Annotated in this window: 9 protein-coding genes; 3 read left to right on the forward strand and 6 right to left on the reverse strand. The window is 65.1% G+C overall.

Annotated elements, in window-relative coordinates; all coding sequences use genetic code 11:
- Positions 1 to 221 precede the first annotated feature (221 nt).
- Genes gspD through gspG form a run of 5 tightly spaced genes read right to left on the reverse strand, consistent with a single transcriptional unit; the run spans position 222 to position 5547 of the window.
- The gene (gene gspD, locus HX821_RS29800) at positions 222 to 2531 is read right to left on the reverse strand and encodes a type II secretion system secretin GspD (protein WP_177037217.1); all 2310 of its coding nucleotides are present in this window, start codon (positions 2529 to 2531) and stop codon (positions 222 to 224) included.
- Positions 2528 to 3052, reverse strand: a complete 525-nt coding sequence (gene gspM / locus HX821_RS29805; protein ID WP_177037219.1) for a type II secretion system protein GspM — start codon at positions 3050 to 3052, stop codon at positions 2528 to 2530. The genes gspD and gspM overlap by 4 nt, the downstream gene beginning before the upstream one ends.
- Positions 3045 to 4157 carry a type II secretion system protein GspL gene (gene gspL / locus HX821_RS29810; RefSeq protein WP_177037222.1) on the reverse strand — a complete coding sequence of 371 codons (1113 nt, stop codon included), beginning with the start codon at positions 4155 to 4157 and terminating at the stop codon, positions 3045 to 3047. Before gspL ends, gspM begins: the two co-directional genes overlap by 8 nt.
- Positions 4154 to 5101 carry a type II secretion system minor pseudopilin GspK gene (gspK, locus tag HX821_RS29815; RefSeq protein WP_158244073.1) on the reverse strand — a complete coding sequence of 316 codons (948 nt, stop codon included), beginning with the start codon at positions 5099 to 5101 and terminating at the stop codon, positions 4154 to 4156. The genes gspL and gspK overlap by 4 nt, the downstream gene beginning before the upstream one ends.
- An 8-nt stretch (positions 5102 to 5109) precedes the next feature.
- The gene (gene gspG / locus HX821_RS29820) at positions 5110 to 5547 is read right to left on the reverse strand and encodes a type II secretion system major pseudopilin GspG (protein WP_003218660.1); all 438 of its coding nucleotides are present in this window, start codon (positions 5545 to 5547) and stop codon (positions 5110 to 5112) included.
- A 148-nt stretch (positions 5548 to 5695) separates the two neighbouring features.
- Between gspG and gspI the strand changes: the two genes are divergently transcribed.
- The gene (gspI, locus tag HX821_RS29825) at positions 5696 to 6094 is read left to right on the forward strand and encodes a type II secretion system minor pseudopilin GspI (protein ID WP_008431408.1); all 399 of its coding nucleotides are present in this window, start codon (positions 5696 to 5698) and stop codon (positions 6092 to 6094) included.
- Here the strand turns inward: gspI and HX821_RS29830 are convergent.
- Positions 6081 to 6512: a type II secretion system protein N gene (locus HX821_RS29830; protein WP_003218665.1), complete on the reverse strand. Its 432-nt coding sequence runs from the start codon at positions 6510 to 6512 to the stop codon at positions 6081 to 6083. The genes gspI and HX821_RS29830 overlap by 14 nt on opposite strands.
- An 85-nt stretch (positions 6513 to 6597) precedes the next feature.
- Between HX821_RS29830 and gspH the strand changes: the two genes are divergently transcribed.
- Together gspH and HX821_RS29840 are read left to right on the forward strand one after the other, a co-directional pair.
- A complete protein-coding gene (gene gspH, locus HX821_RS29835) occupies positions 6598 to 7050 on the forward strand; it encodes a type II secretion system minor pseudopilin GspH (RefSeq protein WP_177037224.1) in 453 nt (150 codons plus the stop codon).
- Positions 7043 to 7639 (forward strand): type II secretion system protein GspJ, encoded by a 597-nt coding sequence (locus tag HX821_RS29840; RefSeq protein WP_087695372.1) that lies wholly within the window; start codon positions 7043 to 7045, stop codon positions 7637 to 7639. The genes gspH and HX821_RS29840 overlap by 8 nt, the downstream gene beginning before the upstream one ends.
- Positions 7640 to 7763: the final 124 nt, after the last annotated feature.

The following is a 7763-nucleotide window of genomic DNA, read 5'->3' on the forward strand; positions in this document are numbered from 1 at the left end:
GGATGCCGATTTAGCCGCGCCGGGCCATGGATGGCCCGTCGCGGCGGCCCGCGGAACCGGGCCGGAGTGCGGGCATGCCGAGCCTAGGCGAGGCACCGAGTGGTGGGGCAAAGACCTTTTGGTTACTTTTGGGGCGTTTGCCAAAAGTGACCCGCTGTAAGAGCGGAACCATAGGTGGCCGTTACCGCAGCAACGGATATGCCCCCCATCCAAACCCCAAATCACCGCGGCACCGCCCGAATCACCGCCCTAACCCCCTGCCCCCCGGGAATCGCCTTATCCACCGAAGGCAACTGCGGCGCCTGCACATCCGGCATCGCCCAACTATGCTCCGGCTGCAACCCACCCTGGGCCCTGCGCATAAACTCATAGCGATTCAGCGTAATACTGCGCCCCGCCCCGCCGTCACGAATAATGTAGGGCCGCAAAAACACCATCAAATTAGTCTTCGTCACACTGCGCTTTTCATTCCTGAACAGCGCCCCCAACCCCGGAATATCCGACAACCAAGGCACGGCGTCATTGCTCTGGCTATACCCATCCTGCAACAGCCCGCCAAGTACCATGATCTGCCCGTCATCCAGCAAAATACTCGTATCAATCGCCCGCTTGTTCGTCACCGTCCCGGCATCCACCGAAGCCCGCGTGTCGACGCTGCTGACCTCCTGATAAATATCCAGCTTCACCGTCCCCCCCTCGGAAATCTGCGGCCGCACGTTCAGCTTCAGCCCCACTTCCTCGCGCTGCACCGTCTGGAACGGGTTATTGCTAGTCCCGCCGCCACCGGTCACATAACTGCCCGTGACGAAAGGAATCGTCTGCCCCACAAAAATACTCGCCGCCTCGTTATCCAGGGTCAGCAGGTTCGGCGTCGACAACACATTAGTCCCGCCCTTGCTCTTCAACGCCCGGGCCAACACCTTGAGGTCCAGCACCTTGCCAATCCCCGGAATGTCCACCGAGCCATTCACCAGCCCGATGTTCAAACCCTTGGGCAACACATCAATGCTGGTCTTGCTGGTGGGGGTTCCATTCAAGCCGCTGCCCCCCAGGTTCACCCCGCCAAAGCCCCCCTTCCCGCCCAGGTTGCCCGCCTGCCACTGCACCCCGAACTCGCTGGCATCGTCCTCGCCCACTTCGACGATCAAACTCTCGATCACCACCTGGGCGCGACGCTGGTCAAGCATGTCGATCACCTCCCGCAGGTTGCGATACAGCGGGTCCGGCGCCGAGATCAGCAAGGTGTTGGTGGTGGCGTCCGCCTGGATCGTCACGCCACCGGCGCTGAACGCGGTGTTCTGGTCGGTAGGGGAAGAGGCTCCGGTGCTGCTGGTGTCCTGCCCGTAACCACTGGGCTGGACAGTGCCGCTGCCGGTGGGAGTGCCGCTGCTGTTCTGGGTACTGCCCTGGCCACCCTGGGTGTTGCCGCCCATGCTGCTCAACTTGCCACGGGCATTATCACTGGTACCGGAGTCGCTCTCGCCGGTCAGCAAGCCCCGCAGCGACTGCGCCAACTTGCCGGCCTGGGCGTTGCGCAGGTACACCACGTGCATATTGCTCGGGTTACTCTGGGCGTTGTCGAGCTTGTAGATCAGGTTGCGCGCCAGTTCGGTGCGCTCCGGGCTGCCGGCGCGGATGATGATGGAGTTGGAGCGCGGGTCGCCGATCACGTTGATCTTCTGGGTCTGGTCGGCGCCCTGGGTTTCGAGGAGTTCCGAGACCATGGCGGCGATGTCCACGGCGATGCCGTTCTGCACCTTCACCACGTCGGTGTCGATGGCGCTCGGGGTGTCGATGCCGTCGATGATCTGTGCCACCCGCGCCAGGTTTTCCGCGTAGTCGGTGATCACGATGCTGTTGTTGCCGGGGTAGGCGTTGATCGGGTTGTTCGGCGACACGATCGGGCGCAGCACCGGGATCAGGTTCACCGCGTTTTCGTATTGCAGGCGGAAGGTGCGGGTCTGCATGCCCTGCCCGCCCGGGTTGGCGCCGCTGTAGATCGGCCCGCCCAGCAGCTTGGCGTCCGCCTCAGGCACCACCTGGGCCACGCCGCCTACGTCGACCACGCTGAAGCCCTGCATACGCAGCGCCGCCAGCAGCATGTCGTAGGCCTGGTGCGCCGGTACCTGGCCTTCGCTGACCAACGTGAGGTTGCCTTTGACACGCGGGTCCACCAGGAATTGCTGGCCGGTGGCGCGGGACAAGGCGCGCACCACCGCCTGGATATCGGCGTCGACAAAGTTCAGTTGTACCGGTTGATCACCCAGCGGGTTGCGCGCCCTGGCCGGTGCGGTGCCATGGCTGCGGGCGCTGTTGGTCACCGGGTGTTGCACCCGGGGTGGCGGCACGGTTTCGCGCTGGCGGTCCAGTGGTGTGTCGCCGCTGCGCCGGGTGTCGGCCAGGGGTTGGCCAAGCTCGCTGTCCACCAGCAACGGCGCGGAGGATTGGGGGTTGCTGCACGCTCCCAGCGCCAACAAGAGCAAAGGGGCGACCTTGCGATAAGGCGCAGCGTTGGGCAATGACCACTTCATGAAGCTTCCTTAGCGCCAGGCGCCTGATCCATGCGAACGGTCCCGGACAAGGTGCCGGCCGAGTTTGAAGGGGTGGCCTCGCCTGCGCGTTGCAGGCGGGCCGCAGAGACTTCCAGGGAGAACGGCCGGGGGTTGGCCAGCAGCCAGTCGATCACCGCGTCCGCCGGGGCGTCGTCGAAGGTCAGGCGCCAGCTGCCGGTGTCCTGCGGCTGCAATTGATAGCGGCCCTGCAGCCCGGCGTTGTCGAGGGACTGGTGCAAGGCGGTTTCCAGGTCACTGCTGCGCGGGGCTGGGGCGACGCCTTGCAGCAGCACCTGCAAGGCCTCGGCCTGGCTGCGCAGTTTCGGGGTTTCGGCTTGCCAGTAGTCGATTTTCTTCAGCGGTGGCTGGATCAACAGCAACCAGGTCAGCAGGCCCGCCAGCACCAGGCCGGCACCCACCAACAGACGTTTTTCACGCATGGCCAGGCCGTTCCAGAACACCTGGGCCTGGTTGCGCAGACGCTGCCAACGCTTATTCATCTTCGGCCTCATCGTCTGCATCGGCTTCAACGCGCTCGGTGAGCGGGCCGACTGTCCAGCCCTGGTCGTCGCGACTGGCGCTGAACCCGGCCTGGGCCAGCAGCGCCTGCGCGTCAGCGGCCAGCGCCGGGGTCCGGGCGTCCGGCAGCAGACTCAGCTGCAGGCGGCCTTGCTCGTAGCTCAAGCTCTCGACGCTGCCCGCCATGGACGGCAGGCTGCTGCCCGCCAGCGCCAGCAAGCCGGTAAAGCGCTGCCCTGGTTCGGCCGCCGCGCCGCTCTGGCGTGCGGCCAGTTGCTGACGGGCTTGTTGCAGCGGGTTGAGAATCACCGGCAGTTCGGGGAAGGCCTGGCGTACTTGCTGGCTCATCTGCGCTTTGAGGCGTTGGCCTTCGTCGACCTGGCGGGCGGCGTAGAGGTTCAGGCCCAGGGCCCAGATGGCGACCGCCAGCGCCGTGCAGGCCGCCGCCCTGCCCCAGCCACCGGTTGCCGCCTGCTGGAGCCGACCGTGCAAACCCCAGCCCGGCGCGGTACCGCTCCAACTGGCATCGTCGGCCACATGGAGCACATCGACACCGGTGGCGAGCAGATCATCCAGCGCCTGCTGCCCCAGAGGATGTACCGCGCCCTGCTGCAGGCTATGGCGCAGTAGCAAATGCCCGTCGCAGAAGGCCGCGCTCGCTGGCCCGCTGACCGGCAGCGCGTAGGGCGCCGGGTACAGGCCACGCACTTTGATTTTCAGCTGGGTCGTTATCCGGCCCAGGTGCTCAAGGCTGCTTTTGGGCAGCCAGCCGACCTGCACCAGGCCGCTGCTGTCCCGTGGGCCGTGGGCCACATGCATCAATTCCAGCGGGCCGAGGATCAATGCCTGGGCCGCACAGGTCACTGCATCGTCGACCTTGGCGGAGGGCAATTGCGGCAGCTCCAGGCTGGTCAGCAAGCTGTCCCGTGGATGCAGAAAACACTCCGCCTGGGTATTCGCCCATTGCGCCAGACGGCCCTCGCCCTGCTGGCTGACCTGCCCGGCGCGGTCCAGCCAGGCGAACTGCACCTGGCTCTCGGTGGTGAGTTCATCCAGCGGCGGCAAGCCGATGCGCAAACGCTTCATACGCCCACCCGCGACCAGATCACCTGGGGCTGACGGTCTTCGGGGCGATACAGCAACGCCTCCAGCGTGACCCGACGCTGCTCGCGGCGCGCCTGGCCGTGCACGCGAAACCACTCGCTGGTGATCCCCACCTGCACCGTGTCCACCGCGACTTGTGGCATGCGCAACCGGTTGACGAAATCCCCGCGATTGACAAACCAGCGCCCGCCGTCGCGCTCGGCCACCAGTGCCTGGGCCTGGGACAGGCTGAGCCCCGGTACCACGCTGCTAAGCACCTCGGCGCTGGCGGTATTGCCGTTGACCCAGGTATTGCCGGGCAGCACGCTGACATAGCTCGCCATGCGCCGTAGTTGGCGCGGGTCGAGGCCTTCGATACCGCTGAGGTCGGTGAGGCTGCGCAACATCGGGTACTTGGCCGGGATCAATGGCGCGGCGGCACCGGGCGAGGTATCCCGGCTGCTGTTGAAGCCGCCGGTGAGTGAGGCGCCGAGCTCGCGCTGGTCGTATGAGTCGATCACCCGCCGGCTGATGCGGCGGCTCACGGCCGGCTCGATGCCGATCAACTGGCACAGGCGTTCGAAGCTCTGCAATTGCCCGGCGTCCGGGTGTTGTTGGGTCACCAGGTTGCGCAGGTTGAACTTGCCCTGCTCATCCTCAATCCGCCCCTCGAAAGCACCGCCGAGGGGCCGTGCCCACGGTTGATCGAGCCGGGTCAATACATCCTGACGGCGCGCATCCCACAGGAGTTGGCGACTGGTTTCCAGGCCGCCATTCAACAACCATTGGCCCTGGATACGCAGTTGTTCAGCTTCCAGGCTGCGGGTGAATACGGTTTGCCGGGTGAGCATGGCGCCGGCAATCACCGCGACCACGGCGGCGATCAGCAAAGCGCTGATAATCGCCATGCCGCGCTGCTTCGCCGCTGGGGGCGAATGGCTGTTCATCGCCGGCCTTACAGCTGCCAGGAGCCGATATCGGCATTCACGCCGTCACCATCAGGTTTCCCGTCGGCGCCGAGGGAGAACACATCCACTTCGCCGTTGGCCCCGGGGTTGAGGTAGTGATACGGGTTGCCCCACGGGTCGTTGGGCAAGCGTTCGAGGTAGGCGCGCCAGTTGCTGTTTTTCGCATCGGCCGGGCGTTCCACCAGCACCTTCAAGCCCTGGTTCATGCTCGGGTACGAGCCGTGGTCGAGGCGGTAGAGTTTCAGGGCCTGCATCAGTCCGCCAATGTCCTGCCGGGCCGCTGTGGCCCGCGCCTGGTCGGGGCGGTCGAGCACCTTGGGCACCACCAGCGCCGCCAGAATCCCCAGGATCACCACGACCACCATGATCTCGATCAGGGTGAAACCGCGCTGCCTGCGCGCTGACGTGAAGTGTGCGATATCCATGTCGACATTCCTTGGCTTGAGTGCATTTCGTGGCGCAGTGTTGCAAGAACACATGTCAGTCATGTTGAAAATCCTCGGGAGCTTTGGTCGCCAATCGGTCAACTCCCGGGGCTAGTCTGCGGGCCTGTTTCCCGGTTTTGAGTACGCCATGGGCGGGCCCCGCAACGAGCAAGGTTTCACCCTGATTGAAGTGTTGGTGGCACTGGCGATCATCGCCGTGGCCATGGCGGCGGCGGTACGCGTGGCCGGGCTGATGACCACCAGCAACGGCCTGCTGCGGGACAAGTCGATGGCGCTGCTGGCAGCTCAGGGGCGGATGGCGGAACTGCGCCTGGAAGGTCGGGTGAGCACCGGGCGCAAGACGTTCGACTGCGACCAGGGCCGGCTGAAACTGCGTTGCGAACAGACCATCAGCAACGGGCCGGATGGGCGCCTGTTCCAGGTCAGCGTGCAGGTGCTGGACGCCACCCGGGAAGCGCCCCCCCTGGCACGCCTGGAGACACTGCTGGGGCGCCCGCCGGTGAAGCGCCCGGTTACTGCCGAATGAGGCTTGGCAACGCCGGCCCGTCGGGCAACTTGTCGAGGGGCACGCGGATTTTTTCCGCGCCGCGCTCGATCTCCACGCTATCGCCTTCAATGGCCGTCAGCCGCACGCCGGGGCTCAGGCGTTCACCCAACAAAAAGCTGCGGGGCGGGCCGTCGTTGAGACTGAGGATCGCCACCGCCCCACGCGCCCCGGCAAGCACCCCGGAGACCTTGATTTGCATCACCGCCGGGGTATTGGAAAACCATTGCACGGCGGGGTTGTCACTGCGAGCCGCCAACGCCTGGGGCGCGGCCTGCGGGGTGTGGGACTCGGCCGACGTGAGCAACAGCGGCGTCCAGGTCGCAACCCCTGCCAGCGCCGCCAGCAACGCCACGGCCTGGACGCCATGGGCGGGTGAAAAACGATGGATGAATGCCATGGGCGGGACCTCCTGTTTGTCCGTCGCCTCAGGCTACAGGGCAATTCACACCTTTTTATTTCAGCGGTTGATCAGGGAGCAAAAAATGAAACAGCAGGGCTTCACGTTGATCGAGTTGATGGTGGTGCTGGTGATCATCGGCATCGCCAGTGCGGCCATCAGCCTGAGCATCAAGCCTGATCCGCTGCACCTGCTGCGCAAGGACGCGGAACGCTTGAGCCAATTGCTGCAGATGGCCCAGGCCGAGGCGCGTGCCGATGGCCGGGCGATTACCTGGAAAGCCGATGCCAAGGGATTTCGCTTCAGCCGCGTGACGGATGATGGGCTGGGAGTGGAGAACTTCAGCGGCGATCAGCAACTGCGTCCGCGGGCCTGGGACAGTGCGTCGATGCAGGTGCGCATCGAGCCCGGGAAAACATTGGTGCTGGATGCTGAATGGGTGAACCCGCCGGTGCGGGTGGTGCTGTCGGATGGGCAATACAGCCTGAGCCTGCAACGGGATGCGGCGGGGTTGTTGCGGGTGGTGAGTCATGAGTGACCAGAAGGGTTTTACGCTGATCGAGGTGATGGTGGCGATCATGTTGATGGCGGTGGTCAGTGTGATTGCCTGGCGCGGGTTGGACAGTGTGACCCGGGCTGATCAGCATTTGCAGGCCAGCAGTGAGCAGACTGAAGTGTTGTTGCGGGCGCTGAACCAGATGCAGCTGGATGTGAGCTTGCGCGCGGGGGTTGAGTTGGGGCCGCCGATTGGCGAAGACGCGCCGAAGCCTGGCGGGTTGGCGGCGGTGTCGGTGAGGAGTTCGGACAGCAAGGGGTTTCGGCTGGAGGTGATCCGGAGTGCGCCGGTTCCTGGGGATGGGTTGCAGCGGGTGCGGTGGTGGCTCAAGGGCGACACGCTGTACCGGGCAGCTGCACCGGCGCGGGATCGGTATCCGCTGCCGGCGCCCCGGGATGCGGTGGCGGTGCTGGGGCAGGTCAGGGATTTGCAGGTGCGGGTTTGGGACAAGGGGTGGCGGCAGTTGAGTGGGAATCGGCAGGAGGAACCGCTGGGGATCGAGGTGGTTCTGGTGCGGGAGACGGGCCAGGGGGTGGAGCGGTATCGGCAGGTTTTGGGGCCCTTGCGGTAGGGCTTTTTGGGGTGGTGTACATATCCGTTATTTTTGTTATGGCTGATATGGGTTCCGCTCACTTTCGAAAAGCCGGAATGCCGGCCCAGTCAAAAGTAAGCAAAACGCTCTTGCCCCACCACTC

The organism is Pseudomonas sp. B6001 (genome assembly GCF_013386015.1).
Lineage (GTDB): Bacteria > Pseudomonadota > Gammaproteobacteria > Pseudomonadales > Pseudomonadaceae > Aquipseudomonas.